This is a genomic window from Enterobacter bugandensis, assembly GCF_900324475.1.
Taxonomy (GTDB): Bacteria; Pseudomonadota; Gammaproteobacteria; order Enterobacterales; family Enterobacteriaceae; genus Enterobacter; species Enterobacter bugandensis.
This window is the reverse complement of the sequence record NZ_LT992502.1, coordinates 980906-995464: the sequence shown is the minus strand read 5'-3', so window position 1 is coordinate 995464 and position 14559 is coordinate 980906. Positions and strand designations below refer to the sequence as shown.

Annotated in this window: 15 protein-coding genes; 8 read left to right on the top strand and 7 right to left on the bottom strand. The window is 58.9% G+C overall.

Annotated elements, in window-relative coordinates:
- Window positions 1–7: 7 nt before the first annotated feature.
- The 7 genes from DG357_RS04760 to DG357_RS22920 all read right to left on the bottom strand — a co-directional run bounded on the left by DG357_RS04760 (window position 8) and on the right by DG357_RS22920 (window position 8366).
- The gene (locus tag DG357_RS04760; protein ID WP_028012069.1) at window positions 8–883 is read right to left on the bottom strand and encodes an ABC transporter permease; all 876 of its coding nucleotides are present in this window, start codon (window positions 881–883) and stop codon (window positions 8–10) included.
- 2 nt (window positions 884–885) lie between these two features.
- Window positions 886–1827: an ABC transporter permease gene (locus DG357_RS04755; RefSeq protein ID WP_028012068.1), complete on the bottom strand. Its 942-nt coding sequence runs from the start codon at window positions 1825–1827 to the stop codon at window positions 886–888.
- A gap of 18 nt (window positions 1828–1845) precedes the next feature.
- Window positions 1846–3360 carry an ABC transporter substrate-binding protein gene (locus tag DG357_RS04750; RefSeq protein WP_028012067.1) on the bottom strand — a complete coding sequence of 505 codons (1515 nt, stop codon included), beginning with the start codon at window positions 3358–3360 and terminating at the stop codon, window positions 1846–1848.
- A gap of 2 nt (window positions 3361–3362) precedes the next feature.
- Complete coding sequence (locus DG357_RS04745; RefSeq protein WP_088205260.1) at window positions 3363–4445, bottom strand: ABC transporter ATP-binding protein; 1083 nt, start codon at window positions 4443–4445, stop codon at window positions 3363–3365.
- Window positions 4442–5455, bottom strand: a complete 1014-nt coding sequence (locus tag DG357_RS04740; protein ID WP_047367562.1) for an ABC transporter ATP-binding protein — start codon at window positions 5453–5455, stop codon at window positions 4442–4444. Before DG357_RS04740 ends, DG357_RS04745 begins: the two co-directional genes overlap by 4 nt.
- On the bottom strand, window positions 5452–6171 hold the full coding sequence (locus DG357_RS04735; RefSeq protein WP_028012064.1) for a FadR/GntR family transcriptional regulator: 720 nt from the start codon (window positions 6169–6171) through the stop codon (window positions 5452–5454). The genes DG357_RS04740 and DG357_RS04735 overlap by 4 nt, the downstream gene beginning before the upstream one ends.
- Before the next feature lie 365 nt (window positions 6172–6536).
- Window positions 6537–8366: a glycosyl hydrolase family 18 protein gene (locus tag DG357_RS22920; protein WP_088205261.1), complete on the bottom strand. Its 1830-nt coding sequence runs from the start codon at window positions 8364–8366 to the stop codon at window positions 6537–6539.
- 316 nt (window positions 8367–8682) lie between these two features.
- Between DG357_RS22920 and gspG the strand changes: the two genes are divergently transcribed.
- Genes gspG through DG357_RS04690 form a run of 8 tightly spaced genes read left to right on the top strand, consistent with a single transcriptional unit; the run spans window position 8683 to window position 14558 of the window.
- Window positions 8683–9102 carry a type II secretion system major pseudopilin GspG gene (gspG, locus tag DG357_RS04725; protein ID WP_045630682.1) on the top strand — a complete coding sequence of 140 codons (420 nt, stop codon included), beginning with the start codon at window positions 8683–8685 and terminating at the stop codon, window positions 9100–9102.
- 2 nt (window positions 9103–9104) lie between these two features.
- Window positions 9105–9569 (top strand): lytic transglycosylase domain-containing protein, encoded by a 465-nt coding sequence (locus DG357_RS04720; RefSeq protein ID WP_032644836.1) that lies wholly within the window; start codon window positions 9105–9107, stop codon window positions 9567–9569.
- On the top strand, window positions 9566–10735 hold the full coding sequence (locus tag DG357_RS04715) for a type II secretion system F family protein (RefSeq protein ID WP_088205262.1): 1170 nt from the start codon (window positions 9566–9568) through the stop codon (window positions 10733–10735). Before DG357_RS04720 ends, DG357_RS04715 begins: the two co-directional genes overlap by 4 nt.
- On the top strand, window positions 10735–12354 hold the full coding sequence (locus tag DG357_RS04710) for a GspE/PulE family protein (RefSeq protein WP_028012059.1): 1620 nt from the start codon (window positions 10735–10737) through the stop codon (window positions 12352–12354). Before DG357_RS04715 ends, DG357_RS04710 begins: the two co-directional genes overlap by 1 nt.
- A complete protein-coding gene (locus tag DG357_RS04705; RefSeq protein ID WP_088205263.1) occupies window positions 12338–13054 on the top strand; it encodes a hypothetical protein in 717 nt (238 codons plus the stop codon). The genes DG357_RS04710 and DG357_RS04705 overlap by 17 nt, the downstream gene beginning before the upstream one ends.
- On the top strand, window positions 13032–13547 hold the full coding sequence (locus tag DG357_RS04700) for a hypothetical protein (RefSeq protein ID WP_088205264.1): 516 nt from the start codon (window positions 13032–13034) through the stop codon (window positions 13545–13547). Before DG357_RS04705 ends, DG357_RS04700 begins: the two co-directional genes overlap by 23 nt.
- Window positions 13531–14049 carry a hypothetical protein gene (locus DG357_RS04695; RefSeq protein ID WP_028012056.1) on the top strand — a complete coding sequence of 173 codons (519 nt, stop codon included), beginning with the start codon at window positions 13531–13533 and terminating at the stop codon, window positions 14047–14049. The genes DG357_RS04700 and DG357_RS04695 overlap by 17 nt, the downstream gene beginning before the upstream one ends.
- On the top strand, window positions 14046–14558 hold the full coding sequence (locus DG357_RS04690; RefSeq protein ID WP_063155402.1) for a hypothetical protein: 513 nt from the start codon (window positions 14046–14048) through the stop codon (window positions 14556–14558). Before DG357_RS04695 ends, DG357_RS04690 begins: the two co-directional genes overlap by 4 nt.
- Window position 14559: the final 1 nt, after the last annotated feature.

Genomic DNA, 14559 nt, shown 5'->3' with positions numbered 1-14559 from the left:
TGACTCCTTAGTCGTGGCGCGGATCGAGCGCATCGCGCAGCCCGTCGCCAAGTAAATTAAAGCCCTGCACGGCAAGGAAAATCGCCACGCCGGGGAAAACGGACATCCACGGCGCCTGCTCAAGGAAACCTTTCGCGGTATTGAGCATGGACCCCCAGGACGGATTGGGCGGCTGCTGCCCCAGCCCTAAAAACGACAGGCTGGCTTCGGCAATAATCGCCGAGGCAATGGCCAGCGTGGCCTGAACCAGGATCGGCGACATCACGTTTGGCAGAACGTATTTAATGATGATCCAGCGATCCGGCAGGCCTATCGCTCGCGCGCCGTCGATGTACTCTTCGTTGCGAATGGCGATCACCTGCCCGCGCGTCAGGCGGGCGAAGATCGGCATCGCCGAAAGACCGATGGCGATCATCGCATTGGTCAGGCTCGGGCCTAAAAATGCCCCCAGCGCGATCGCCATGATCAGGAACGGACAGGCCAGCAGCGCCTCGATAAAGCGCGAGATGACGCCGTCCCACATCTTCTGGAAGTAGCCCGCCACCAGCCCCAGCGGCACGCCGATGACCACCGCGATAACCACCGACATACAACCCGCCATCAGCGAGGTTCGCGCTCCCCAGATAATGCGGGACAAAATGTCGCGCCCCAGCTCGTCGGTGCCGAACCAGTACATCGCTGACGGCGCTTTGCGCACCGCGAGGAAGTTGGCTTTAACCGGGTCAAACGGGGCGATCCACGGCGCCAGCAGCGCCACCAGCACAAAGAAACCCACCACAAGCGCGCCAATCACCGCGCTTTTATTGGCGAGGAATTTCTTCAGCACCCGGTTCTGAGCGCGCGGCAGCGCGGGGGCTACGGTTTGCGTCGTCAGTTCCGCCATCGTTAACCTCGCATTTTCGGGTTGATAAGGACGTAGAGCACGTCAGCCAGCAGGTTGAGCAGCAGGAAGCCGATCGCCACGATCAGCACCACGCCCTGCACCACCGCGTAGTCACGGTTGAACACCGAGTCGACGATCATCTTGCCAAAGCCCGGAATGGTGAACACCTGCTCGGTCAGCACCGCGCCGCCCAGCAGCTCGCCGAACAGCAGCGTGGTGAGGGTGATCACCGGTACCAGCGCGTTGCGAAACGCGTGCTTTAGAATGACCGCCTTCGGCAGCAGCCCCTTGGCGCGTGCGGTACGGATATAATCCGCTTTCAGCACCGCAATCATCGACGCGCGGGTATGGCGCATCAGCGTCGCCGCCAGCCCGGTTCCGAGCACGGACGCGGGCAGCAGCAGCGTGCGCAGGTTCTGAAGCGGATCTTCACTGAACGGCACGTAGCCGGACGCGGGCAGCCACTGCAGGTTCACCGAGAAGACCAGAATCAGCAAGATCCCCAGCCAGAAGTGGGGAATAGAGATCCCCGAGATCGCCACGAAGTTCGCCCCGTGATCGACCCAGCTGTTTTTGTTCACCGCCGCAAGGATCCCCATGCTGATGCCAAACACCAGCGCAATAATCATCGCCAGCAGCGACAGCTCCAGCGTAACCGGCAGCTTGCTGGCGATAAGCTCGGTCACCGGCTCGTGCGTGCGCAAGGAGACGCCCAGATCGCCCTGCAGCGCCCGCGTCAGCCAGTGGAAATACTGAACCGGGATCGGCGCATCCAGGTTCAGCTCCGCGCGCAGCTGGGCGATCACCGCCGGATCGCGTTCCTCACCGGCCATCGCAATCAGTGGGTCGCCGGGCAGCAGCTTTTGCAGCCCGAACACCATCATGCTCACCAGCAATAGCGTCGGGACGGCCAGCAGCAGACGTTTGCAAATCAGTTCCAGCATGGGTTCTCCTCAGGACGTTTATTTCGCCAGCGTCAAACCCGCCAGACGCACGATGCCGTCCGGGTAAGGCTTAAAGCCCTGCACGCGCTTGTTCAGGCCAAAAATGCGCGGCTCGAAGTAGAGGTAGGCAATCGGCATATCGGTTTGCAGCTGCTTCACCACCTTGTCATACAGCGGCTGGCGGGCGGCCTGGTCGGTGCTCTGGCGCGCCTGCGTCAGCCACTCATCGACCTGCGCGTTGCTGTAACGGCCATCGTTAAGCGTGCCATTGCTGTGGATAAAGCCGTAGATGCTGCCGTCCGGATCCGGGCGACCCGACCAGCCGGAGAAGCTCAGCTGATAATCACCGCTCTGCTGGCGATCCAGCAGCGTGGCAAATTCGGTCATCTGCAGGTTCAGCGTGAAGCCGGCCTCGGCGACCATCGCCTGCAATACCTGACCCACCTGCTGCGAGGTTGGGTTGTTCGGCACCAGCAGGTTGACGGTCAGCGGCGCGGTGACGCCTGCCGCTTTGAGCAGCGCTTTGGCTTTATCAACGTCGCGCGGCGGAACCGGCAGATTCACGTGATACGGGCTGACCGTCGAAAACGCCTGGTTGGCTGGCGTATACAGCCCTTCAAAGACCACCTGGTTTAACGCATCGCGGTCGATGGCCTGAGAAAACGCCTCGCGCACGCGGGCATCTTTGAACGGATCGTTCGCCGGGACCTTGCCGTTGTTAATATTGAAGGTGATCCCCTGATAGCCCAGGCCGGTGACCTTAGCCAGCGCCAGCTTGCTGTCGGCTTCGACGGTTTTGACGTCGCTGGCGGCGATGCCTTCGGTCAGATCCAGATCGCCCGCGCGCAGGTTCGCCAGACGCACGGAGGCATCCGGGATCGGCAGATAGATAATTTTGTCGAAGTGGTAGGCGCCTTTGTTCCAGTAGTTGTCGAAGCGGGTCAGAACGATGCGGTCCTGCGACACGCGGCTGTCGAACTTGTACGGGCCGGAACAGACCGGATGGGCGGCAAAGTCAGGCTTTTTCGCAGCCTCGGGCGCCATCATCGCGCCCGCGCGGTCGGTAAGCTGCATCAGCAGCGCGGCGTCCGGCGTTTTCAGGTGCAGCGCTATCTGCATCGGGCCGGTGACCTCTACCGATTCCACGGAGGAGATCTCGCTTTTCCGCAGGGAGCCTTTGAGGGTCAGGGCGCGGTCGAGGTTGTATTTCGCGGCGGCGGCATCGAATTTCTCTCCGTCATGGAAGGTCACGCCTTCGCGCAGATCCATGGTCAGCGTTTTGCCGTCGGCGCTCCAGGCCCACGATTTCGCGAGACCTGGCACGACCTTCAGATGCTCGTCGACGTCCACCAGCCTGTCGCACAGGGAGGCAAACACGAAGCGGCCATAGTAGGTGCGCGCCAGGTGCGGGTCGAGCATGTCCGGGTCTGCTCCCAGGCCGATTCGCAGCACGCTTTCAGAATGGGCGGGCAGCGCCGCGCCAAGCAACATAACACTTCCCAGTACGGTCAAAAGAGAATTACGCATTGTCATTATCATGAGTTCCTTGAAGGAAGGGAGGAGTGAGTGGCCGCGTGTTCAAACAGCGCGCGGCGGCGCAGAAAGGCTGCGGATGGCGGTGCGATCTGGATAACGCTGCGATCGCGGTTAATTTCCTGCCAGCGGTGGCAGGCAACCTGACGCCCGCCGTCGAACACCTGATTAATCGGCTCGACCTGGCGGCATTCGTCAGTGACGTACGGGCAGCGGGTGTGGAAGCGACAGCCCGACGGCGGATTCGCCGGGTTCGGCAGATCCCCCTGCAGCAGCGGCGCGTCGCGCTCAACACCCGGCTGCATCTGCGGCGCCGAGGCGATCAGCGCCTGGGTGTAAGGGTGCAGCGGTGCGTCAAAGATCTCGTCGACGGTGGCAAGCTCAACGATTTGCCCAAGGTACATCACCGCCACGCGGTCGCTCATGTGGCGGATCACCGCCAGACCGTGGGCGACGATCACCATCGTCAGCCCCAGCTGGTGCTTCAGGCTCTCCAGCAAATTAACCACCTGCGCCTGCACCGACACATCCAGCGCGGAAACCGGCTCGTCGCCCAGCAGCAGCTTTGGCCCCGAAGCCAGCGCGCGGGCAATGCCGATACGCTGGCGCTGCCCGCCGGAAAACTCGTGCGGATAGCGCCCGGCCCAGGCGGCAGGCAGGCCAACGGTCTTGAGCAGCTCCGCGACGCGGTACTGACGATCCGCTTTCTTCATGTTCTGGTGCAGCCACAGCGGCTCACCGACGATCTGCTCCACCGTCATGCGCGGGTTCAGCGAGGCAAAAGGATCCTGAAAAATAATCTGCAGTTCGCGCCGGAGCTGGTTCAGACGGGCGCCTGTGGCGTGAGTAATCTCCTCCCCCTGATAAAACACGCGTCCTTCGCTGGCGGCCAGCAGACGCAGCAGCAGACGGCCAAGGGTGGATTTCCCGGAACCGGACTCGCCGACAATCGCCAGCGTTTCGCCCGGCATCACGGCAAGCGAAACGCGATCGACCGCCGTGACAAACCGGGCCGGGGAAAAGAGTTTTTTCGGACCGGGGAAAAGCTTGCTGAGGTCCCGGGCTTCAAGAATGGGCGTGGTCATGCGGTCTCTCCCAGGGCAATGTGGTGTTCGAGCGGCACGCGGAAGCAGGCGACCTGATGGCCCGCGCCGAGCGTGGTGAGCTGCGGTTTTTCATCATGACAGCGCGACTGCGCAAACGGGCAGCGCGTCGCGAAACGGCAGCCTTTCGGCATGGACTCCGGCAGCGGGACCGATCCGGGAATGGTGGAGAGCTGGCCTTTGCGTGCGCCCAGCGAAGGGATCGAGCCCATCAGGCCGATGGTGTACGGGTGCTGCGGGTCAGCGAATATTGCCTCAACGCTCCCCTGCTCCACCACCTGCCCGGCGTACATCACCGCCACCTGCTGGGCGACTTCGGCCACCACGCCCAAATCGTGGGTGATCATCAGCACCGCCGTGCCGGTTTCCTCTTTTAGAGTGTTCAGCAGGGTCAGGATTTGTGCCTGGATGGTGACGTCGAGCGCGGTGGTCGGTTCATCGGCAATCAGCAGTTTAGGGTGGTTGATCAGGGCCATGGCAATCATCACGCGCTGGCGCATGCCGCCGGAAAGCTGGTGCGGATACGCCTTGAGGCGCATCTCCGCCGCCGGGATCTGCACCTTTTCAAGGATCTGCAGCGCGACCTTCATCGCCTCCGGGCGCGTAACGTTCTGATGACGCATGACCGCTTCACTGAGCTGATCGCCTAACGTGAAGGCCGGATTAAGCGAGGTCATCGGCTCCTGGAAAATCATCGCCAGCTCGCTCCCGCGCAAATCGGCATACTCCCGCGGCGAGAGCTTGCGCAGGTCGTGGCGGCGAAACTGCATCTCGCCGCTGACAATCTGCGCGCTGGCGGGCAGTAAACCCATCAGCGCCAGTGAGGTGATACTTTTCCCGCAGCCGGACTCCCCCACCAGCGCCAGCGTTTCGCCCGCTTTGACCGTCAGGGAAATGCCGTCCAGGACGCTGACCGGCGAGCCGGAAAACTTAACGTTGAGATTATTCAGCCGGAGTACAGGCGTGGAGTCCTTAAACGGGATCGTCGTCATAGCGTGAAATCGTCCTCAAGGTGGATCGCCTGAATCAGGGCGTTTTGCAGGCTTAGCAGGTGTTCGCGCATGGCGGCCGCTGCTTCATTAGGCTGGCGATGGATAATCGCGGACATGATCTTGTGATGGTGGTCGTTGTAGCTGTCGACACGTTCGGGCGTGCGGGCTAATTCACGCAGATGCTGCCAGCCGGGTTCGCGCCGCACGGCGTCAATGGCGTCAAACAGGCCGAGCATCAGGCGATTGCCCGCCGCCTCGGCAATGGCGCGGTGAAAGGCGCTATCCCAGAGTTCATTGAGATCGCGGTCATCCGGGCTGACCTTGTCGATGCGTTCCAGCATGCGCTGCATGAGCGCGAGGTTTTCCCTGGTGGCACGCAGTGCCGCAAGCCGGGCTAAGCCGGGTTCGATCTGTATACGAGCTTCCATCACTTCCAGCAGATTGGTCTGCTGAACCAATCCCTGAAGGGCCAGCGGTTCAACAGGGGCAGCCGGACCAATAAAGGTGCCTTTGCCCTGTTTACGCCAGATCCGCCCTTCTTCTTCCAGCACGTCCAGCGCGCGACGCACTTCGCGTCGTCCTACGCCGAGTGTTTCCGACAGCTCACGTTCCGTGGGCAGCGGAGTGCCTGGTGTTGACTCATGCTGGTTGATTAGCCCGCGCAGTTGCTCAAGTGCGGTGCTGGAATTGGCCAGAAACCGTGACGGTTTTTCCATATTGGTTCGCTCACTATCATCGTTATTTTCTTTTTATGAACGATAAGTTATTGATATGGCGTGCTACTTATCGTGCTAATGATTAAGCAATAAACGAACCAATTTTTTAATGGTTCAAAAGAGATTTAAAAAAGCGGTAGTAAATGAAGGGGTTACAGCAACGTATTGTTACAGATGCAAGCGGCATCCTGAGACGATAAAGGCCAGAAAAGAACATGGAACGCACAAAAACAGTGCAAATATTGCACTACAATAGTGCCATTGTTAATTTTTTGCACTATAAATGCTAACAATAAGTTAACAAAAAGTAATAAATGAGGCGTGCTTACGCCTGAAAATGGCCCCCTTGCGAGGGCCGCGAAAGATTAAGGAATAGGCTGCCAAAGCGTCGCAGCCGCAGTCGGCGCCCAGTCGGACTGAGACGTATGCCCCTGCACGCAGCGATACTGTGTGCCGTTATACGTGACAATATCTCCAGTCTTATAGCGCGTACCGACTTTCCACTCGCCTTCCGGCTCAGGCGTCACAGACCCCTCTTTCGTCGTGGCTTTAAGCGGTGTACTGGCGAGAGACTGATGACCTTTGGCATTTTCGGCGATCACCTGGTAGCTGTAGGTTGTTCCCGCGCGCAGGCCGCTGTCGAAGATCTGCGTTCCGCTTACGGTGAGTAACTCCGCCCCATCGCGTAGTACGTGGTATTTCACCGCGTTGTCTACCGCATTCCATTTCACCGTCAGGCTGTTTTCCGTCGAAGAAACCAGGGCCAGGCCGCCTGGCGCGTCAGGACGTCCCTCTTCGACCTGTACGGTTTCTACCTTAACCACGTTGCTGCTTTCAGAGATATTGTTCGCTGCATCACGTGCTTTCACGCTGTAGTGGTACACCACACCGCCGGTCTCTACCGCATTATCAGTCCACTGGGTGTCCGTTGAAGACCCGACTTTGATGTCATTACGGTAGATGTCATATCCCACTACGCCACGGTCATCGGTGGAGGGCTGCCAGGCAAGGGTGATAGTCAAGCCATTGTTCAGCACCTTCAGTCCTGCTGGCGCAGTTGGCGCGACGGTGTCCTGAGGGCGTTCAGGCGACATCAGGTCCGCGCGCTCTTTCATTTCATTGAAATAGTCAACCTGCTGCGGGATGGACAGCTGCTGATCGTTTGAACCCAACGTCCAGATAAAGAACCCACCATAGCCGTTTTCCGCCTGCCAGCCCGCACGGTTTACGTTGTTCTGTCGGTTTTCAACAAAGCGACCTTCTGGCCCCCACTGGGAGTTGATGGTCTGACCGAGAACGATTTTGCTCTTATCACCCACCGCCCGGGCGTAGTTAGCCATCGCCACGTCATACTTAAAGCGTGGGCCGGCGTCATAGGCCATGACGTTGAAGAAATCGAAAACGTTTTTCCCCTGCGTCAGCAGCGGCAGAACTTCGCCATGGTGTGAAGAGCGAGCCGCCTCAACGAAGGAACAATTCTCGGTTACCGCGCTGTTGGTGCAGTTCTCCGGGTCAGCACCAACGTGATAGGTGGTCAGGCTCAGCAGCTTTTTGCTGCCGGACGCATTGAGCTTGCTACGAACCCGTTCAGCCAGATCCAGCAGGTTTGCATTTTCCTCTGGCGTGACGCGATCGGGTTTTTCAAAGTCAAAATCGATGCCGTCAAGCTGAACGGTACCCGCCTTCTGGTAGTTCGCCATATTACATTTGCCTTGCCAGTCGGCGCTCAGGCATTCGCCAACCATCTCTTCCGGCTTCAGGTTCTTTTTATATACCGGGAAGTTGGTATTCAGCAGATTCACCAGATTCTGCGCCAGCGTTTCTCGCGTTTGCGCGTTGTTCAGATAAGACCACATCGCGGAATACGTCTCGCCGCCGAGCGCCAGCATCATTTTTTTCTCCGGGTGCGCCAGCTTCAGCTGACTCCACACGACATAGGCTGGCGCATTAATGTACCAGGGATCATATTGTGGTACTGCAACAATATTATCGGAACTGGACAGCTTACCGCTTGCATCCCAGCCACCAAATGAAAGCAGGAACGTATCCGCTTTCACCTCTTTCATATCCTCAACGGACTCGACCGGAACGCCCCAGGAGGTCAGATAGGTGACCGCTCGCGGTGCCTGCGCCGCGAAAGCCGACTGCGCCATTAGTGCGCTACCAATTAACAGAGATAATGTAAGTTTTTTCATCAAAGTTCCTTATTGCTTTGTGATGATAGTCCTGTGGATTACCTCGCAAATTGTCTTTTTTTTTAGCGCCGAGATCGTTGGGGATAATAGAGTGGTGAATCAGGAAACCCTCCGTATTAAATAAGAAATATCTCTCGCATTTATAATAAATACTTCAACGACAGCGCGGGAGAATTCTCGCATCCTGTAAGACGCTTCTTTATTTAATTTTCCCATCTTCACCAATTAAAAAAGATGGCATACCTGTGTTCCCGCTCTTTTATCAGGGAAAATTCAGGAATTAATCACAACTATTATCCAACTAGGGACGCTCTCAATGAAATATGCAACAAACGTGATGCGAAAACAGGGTGGTTTCACCCTGCTTGAACTGCTGGTCGTGCTGATGATTATTGCGCTGCTGGCAGGATTTGTCGGGCCAAAAGTCTTCTCAAATGTCGACTCGGCTAAGGAGAAAACCGCCATGCGCCAGATGCGCTCGCTTGCTGAGGCACTCGGGCAATATCGCCTCGACACCGGCAGTTATCCAACTGAAACACAAGGTCTGAAAGCGCTGACTGAAAAGCCTTCCAACGCGCAAAACTGGAATGGCCCTTATCTTAGCCAGCATGTGCCGTTAGACCCCTGGGGCAATCCGTACCAGTGGCATAACCCCGCCCGGACAAAAGACGCCATTAATGAAGTCGAAATAACCTCCGGCGGTAAAGACGGTAAGCCTGTCACTTACGGGTTCTGAATATGTTGCGCCTGTCCATATATTCGCTGTTTATCTTCAGCGTATTTTCCTGCCGGGCCGATTGCTGGCAGCTGGCGGGAGAACGTTACGGCATTGAGCCAGAGCTATTACAGGCGATAGCGATAGTGGAATCCAACGGTAATACCCGGGCCATCAACAAAAATCGTGATGGCTCAATGGATGTCGGTCTGATGCAGATCAATAGCATTCACTTCGATGCGCTGCGTAAATTTCGTATTAGTCAAAAAGATCTGCTAACCGACCCTTGCCAAAGTGTCATGACCGGCGCCTGGATCCTGGCAGGTCAAATCCAGCGCTTTGGTTATACCTGGGACGCGGTGGGGGCGTATAACGCCGGAACGGCAAATACCCCCCAGCGCCGCGCGCTTCGTCAACAATACATAAAAAAAGTGGCTCCGCATTATGCCCGCCTTAAAAGGCAGAGCCATACACTGTCGCCAAAATGAAACCATATACCGTCACCATCCTCCAGGGGGGGAAACGCGTCAATCAGACCGTACTTGCCGCGTCGCCTGATGATGCCAGCGCCCGCATTATTGCCGCCGGCGGCATCGTTTTGCAGGTACAGGAACGCCCCGCCCGCAAGGAGAAACGCTTTCCACTGAATCTGTTCTTGCAGGAGCTTATCGCTCTGCTGGAAGCCGGGCTGGTCGTGGTTGAGGCCGTCGAAGCGCTGCGCGAAAGCAGCCGCGACGGTGGCACCTCGCTGGTTCTGGATACGCTGGTTAAAAAGCTCTACGAAGGAGCGCAACTCTCCCAGGCGATGATGGCGCTACCAGCACTGTTTCCGCCTCTGCTGATTAACACCGTTGCCTCTTCTGAGCAAACCGGACACTTACCCGAGGCGCTAAAGCGTTTTCAGTTTTACGAATCAAGAATGGAAATTCTGCGCAAGCGGATTAAATCAACCCTGCTCTATCCGACGATTGTCATTGCCGCCGGCGGGATAATTCTGTTCTTTCTGCTCGGCTTTATTATTCCGCGTTTTTCCGTGGTGTTTGACGGGATGAAGAACCCGTCCGCCAGCGCACAGCTTATCCTCTGGTGGGGACGCCTGACGCAAACCCATGGCTCGCTGCTGCTGGCCGGTTGCGCGGCAGCGGTCGCAGGCATCGTGATGGCGGTGCGCAGCCCGCGCCTGCGCCAGCGTGCGCTCGGTTTGTTGCTGCGCATTCCCGCCTTACGCCAGCAGCACCAGCTTTCTGTGCTGGTGCGTTTCTACCGCACGCTGGGCCTGCTGTTACAGGGCGGCCTTCCCGCGCCAGATGCGTTAATGCTGAGCCGGGAGATCCTGCCCGCCACGCATCGTCAGCAGGTTGAACAGGTTATCCGCGACGTCGCCGCCGGCGAGTCGCTCTCCCGCATGCTGGAAGCCCAGCAGATGACGACTCCTGTCGCCAGCCGCCTGCTGCAGGTCGGCGAGCGCAGCGGCGAACTGCCTGCCATGTGCGAGCGGATCGCCGCTTTTTATGATGAATCGCTGGAACGCGCGATTGAAACCTTTAGCAAAATTTTTGAACCGATTCTGATGATGGTCGTTGGCGGCATCGTTGGGCTCGTCGTGTTTTTACTGTACATGCCCATTTTTGAACTGGCAGGAGGATTGCAATAATGTCTCACTCACCGTCTGTAGAACCCCTTTTCGACCTGCCAGACGAGCAGCGCTGTCAGGCGCTGGCGGAACTGCTGGACAGTTTCCCCGGCGCGTTAGAAGAAGCCGCCGGTTCCCTGGGGCTCACGCCGCTCTCACCCACACAGCTCGCCGACAGCGAAGAGGATTTCGAAGCCGTGCCGCTGACCGAATCGCTCAGCCAGCGAGCATTGCCGCTGCGCGTTAACGGTCAGCTCCACGTTGCGCTGGGCGATCCGTTTTCACTGGCCCTGCGCCAGTGGGCCTATAACGTGAATGCGCTCCCCGCGCTCGCCCCGCTCTCTCAGCTTAATGCCCGCCTTGATGAACTGGCAAAACAGCAGCGCACGCTCGATCAGCTGGAGCAGCAGCAGAGTGAAGAGAATAAAGAGGCCCGGTGGCTGGAGATCACCCCAGCAGCCATCGCCAGTGAACCCCACGCCGTCATTAAGCTGGTTAACGCCACGCTGTTTGATGCCCTGCAGAGCCGCGCCAGCGATATTCATCTTTGCGCCGTCGCGGATGGGTTGATGGTGAAGTACCGCATCGATGGCGTTCTGCACAGCATTCGCCACTGCGCCGGGCTTCAGCAGGCGGAGCAGGTGATCTCCCGTCTCAAAGTATTAAGCTGCATGGACATTTCCGAACGACGCACGCCTCAGGACGGGCGCTTTAAGGCGTTGATTCTCCAGCGTCCTGTTGATTTTCGCGTGTCCATCATGCCGGGCGTCTATGGCGAGGATGCCGTACTGCGCGTGCTGGATAAATCTCACGATCAAAACCTGCGCCTGGAGACGCTCGGCTTTGATGAGCACACGCTGGGTGCGATTCGCCAGTTAACCCATCTGCCCCACGGTATGGTACTCGTCACCGGGCCAACGGGGAGCGGGAAATCCACCACCCTCTATTCAGCACTCAGCGAACTCAATAGCGGTGAATGCAAAATTATCACCATTGAAGATCCCGTGGAGTACCAGCTCAACAGCGTGCTGCAAATTCCGGTCAACGATAAAAAAGGGCTCACCTTCGCCCGCGGCCTGCGCGCCATTTTGCGTCACGACCCGGACATCATCCTGGTGGGTGAGATCCGCGACGGTGAAACCGCCGGCATTGCCGTGCAGGCGGCGCTCACCGGCCACGTGGTGCTCTCCTCGGTTCACGCCAATGACGTCTTTAGCGTACTGGAACGTTTTTTATATATGCAGGTAGAGCCCGCCAGCCTGATCACCGCCCTTAACGGCGTCGTGGCGCAACGGCTGGTGCGCCAGATTTGCCCGGACTGTATTGATGACACCACGCCCACAGATGACCTTCTCGCGGCGTGGCAATCCGGACCGCTGCAGCAGCTCACGCCCCGCTGGCGTCGAGGGCGAGGCTGCGATACCTGCCGCGACAGCGGTTTTCGCGGCAGGCTGGCGCTGGCGGAAGTGCTGCATTTCAGCGATGCGATGAAAGAGGCAATGCTGGCGCGATCGCCCCGGCGCAAGCTAAAGGAAGTGGCGCTGAATGACGGTTTTGTTCCGCTCTCGACCATCGCGCTGCGCGCCGTGGTCGAAGGCAAAACCACCTGGGAGGAGGTGAACCGTGTTATCACTCACTAACACCTGGCAGTGCGACATCTGGCCTCATGCCGTGCGGTTGCGCCGCAACAACGTGGTTCTCGCCACCCATGAACGCCGGCCAGATGAGCCTCTTGAAGCCGCGCTCGAAACGCTGCTGCGCCTGCGCCCTTCCGTCTTACCGTGGCGTGACGCGGTGGAGTTTCACCTCGATACCGACGATCTGACGTTTTTAATTCAGCCCTGGCATGACGGCGTGACCACACCGCAGGAACTGCTCCAGCTCGCCCGTCAGCAGGCGGTTCATCGCGCGAGTCCGCCCGTCGACTGGCTGGTCCGCTTCGAGACCCTTAACTGGCAGCAGTCAGCGCTGGCCGCGTGCCTGAAGCAACCTTGCTGGCACCTGCTTGTCACGCTGGCGCGTCGGGAGCGACTGCGTTTTCGCGGTGTTGTCACGCCGTTTCAAAAGCTGTTTAGCCACTTCGCCGCCGCACTGCCGGAAAACGGCCTGTTTGTGGCGATGAGCCCCCACCATAGCCGGATTGCCAGCCGTCAGCACCACAGCTGGCGCGACGTCTGGACACTCACCCTGCCACAGCAGGAGATGGACGCCCAGTTGCGGGTTATCGCCCGGCTAAGCGGAATGCAGGACTGTCCTGGCTACGTCATTCATACCGACGGTGAGCATCACCAGGAAGTCGCGCTACAGGAGAGTCCTCATGACGCCGCTGTTTACGCGTAGTTCCCCGTGGGCCGCACGCACGCTGCTGTTAACCGGACTCCTCTGCTTACCGCTCACCGGTGCCGTGATGTATGGCCTGTTTGAGCACCAGCGCCTTGAGCTGGAGACGTCGCAGGTACAGCAGCAGCTCGCCCAACGGCAGCAGGCGCTGCGCCAGCTGCGTGAAGCGGAGCAGCGCCGGTTGCGCCAGGCTCAGCAACTGCAGGCCGTCCCGCCGGCCATCAAGCTGCTGGACAACATCGGCAGCGTACTGACGCCTGATATTGCGCTCCTGAGCATTGACGTCATTGCCAGTAAAGGCGATGCGCGGCTTACGGTGAATGCAAGCAATCTTGACGCCCTGCTCGCCTTTAGCGAGCGGCTACAGCAGTTGCCGGCGCATGTGGTGCTTGAAAACCATCGCCAGTCGGCGCAGGGCGATCCTGCCTGGCCGATTAACGCGGTACTCGACGTCAAGGTGACGACGGAGGCGCACCATGCGGCTTCAGAATAAACCCGCCGTGCTGCGCTGGCAGGCGGCGTTATTTGCCGGGCGCATCGGAACGGTTCCGCTCGTGCTCGCCGGGCTGCCCGCAGGACTGCTGCTGTTATGGCTTGGCGGCGTGCGGCCGCACACCATCCATTTGCAGGAGAACCTTGCCCGGATCCAGGCGCAGCTACAAACCGCGCTGCCGCTGGATAAACAGCAGCCGGAACTGCAAAGCCGCATCAGCCTCGGAGAATATCAGCAGGTCAGGCTCATTTTTGAGCAGTTCAGGAGCCGAGGGATGAAGGTCGACGCCAGCCGCTATCAGCTGGAAAACGACGACGGCAAAACCGCGCTACGGCTGGATATTCCGCTGCGCGGTGAATATCTGCCGCTGATGGACGCCCTGGAAACGCTAAGCCGCACTTTGCCGTTACGCATTGAGCAGCTAAGCCTGCGGCGCGCCGGGCCATCGGAAAGCCAGCTCAGCGCCACCGTGCAGCTTCGCCTGTTGAAGGAGTCGCCATGAAACTGCCGCGCTATTTACAGCTGGCGCTGGTGCTGACCGCCGGTGCTGTTTTCTGGAGCCAGTTTGCCGATGACGAGATATCGCAAGCGCCGCTTGAGGCGCAGCCGGTCTCACGCCCGCGCCCCGCGCCAGCAAAGCCGGAGACGGCTCACGCAACGCGCATCGATCTCTTTTCAACGCCACATAGCAGGACGCAAGACGCAGCAGAAAAGCCGCCGGAAAACTATCGGCCTGAAGAGGCGACACCAACCGCACCGCCGCTACCGCTTCAGCTCCTCGGTGCCTGGTGGGAAAACCGTCAGAGGATCGTTGTGCTGACGGATGGCAAAGAGACCTGGCCGGTCTGCGAGCGCTGCAGGGCGGACGGCAGGATCTGGATCGGCAGTTCGCCGGTCAACAACTGGATTTTAAAAGCGGTGGCGAACGACCACCTCCTGTTTGAATGGCAACCCACCCATAGCCAGCAGCGGCTGGAACTGGATGAGCTGCAATCGGAACCGACACATTAAT